This is a genomic window from Streptomyces sp. NRRL S-495, assembly GCF_000966955.1.
In the GTDB taxonomy this organism is placed as follows: domain Bacteria; phylum Actinomycetota; class Actinomycetes; order Streptomycetales; family Streptomycetaceae; genus Kitasatospora; species Kitasatospora purpeofusca.
Map to the genome: position 1 here is coordinate 1 of NZ_JZWY01001218.1, position 1,077 is coordinate 1,077.

A 1,077-nucleotide genomic window follows, 5' to 3' on the forward strand; every position below is an offset into this window, starting at 1 on the left:
GTGGCGACGGCCGCCACGATCACCTCGGGGAGGGCGGTGCCCGCTGCGAGGGCGGCCCCCAGGGCGTCGAGGTCCGGCCACGACTCCGCGCCGGGGACGGCACCGCCGAGGGCGGCCCAGGTGGGCACGGCGCTGTCGGCCTGCTCGGTGGCCGGGGTCCAGTCGAGGCGGTACAGCAGGTCGGCGTGGGCGGTCGCGGAGAGCGGCCCTCCCGCGGCCGGCGGCCGCAGCAGCAGTGCCTCCACGCCGAGGACCTGCCGTCCGGACAGGTCGTGGGAGCCGCACTCGCAGCGTGGTGGCCCCGGTGGTCCCGCCGGTCACACCGCTCCAGCTGAAGGGCAGCCGGGCCCGGCCGTCCTGGTCGGGCAGCAGCGCGGCGGTCTGGAGGGCCGCGTCCAGCAGCGCGGGGTGCAGCACGCACCCCGCGGCGTCGACGTGCTGCGGCTCCGGCAGCACCACCTCGGCGAACACCTCGCCGCCGCGGAGCCACGCGGCACGGATGCCCCGGAAGGCGGGGCCGTAGTGGTAGCCGGCCTCGGCGAAGCGCTCGTAGAGGTCGCCGGTGTCGACGGGTTCGGCACCGGACGGCGGCCAGCTCAGCAGACCGGCCGCGGCTCCCGCCGGGTCCCCAGCGGGCCGGGGTGCCAGGGTGCCGGTGGCGTGCTCGGTCCAGGGCGCGTCGGCGTCCCGTGTCGTCCGGGCGAACACGCCGAGCCTTCGCCGGCCGTCGCCATCGGGCACGGCCACCCGGAGCTGCAGGTGGACGGCCCCCTCGTCCGGGAGCACGAGCGCCGATCCGAGGGTGAGTTCCTCGACCACCGGGCAGTCCGCCTCGGCCCCGGCACGCAGCGCGAGTTCGAGGAAGGCCGTGCCGGGGAGCAGGACGACGCCCGACACCGCGTGGTCGGCGAGCCAGGGGTGGGTCCGCAGCGAGATCCGGCCGCTGAGCAGCAGTTCGTCGGAGTCCGCGACCTGCATCGCCGCGCCGAGCAGCGGGTGCCCGGTCGTGGCGAGACCGGCCGAGGCGACGTCCCGGCTCGTGGTCGGAACGTCGAGCCAGTAGCGGGTGCGTTGGAA

At 77.1% G+C, this 1,077-nt stretch carries 1 pseudogene; it reads right to left on the reverse strand.

From position 1 onward, the window contains the following. Positions 1–1,077: pseudogene (locus VR45_RS40725) on the reverse strand (polyketide synthase dehydratase domain-containing protein); the annotation flags it as partial.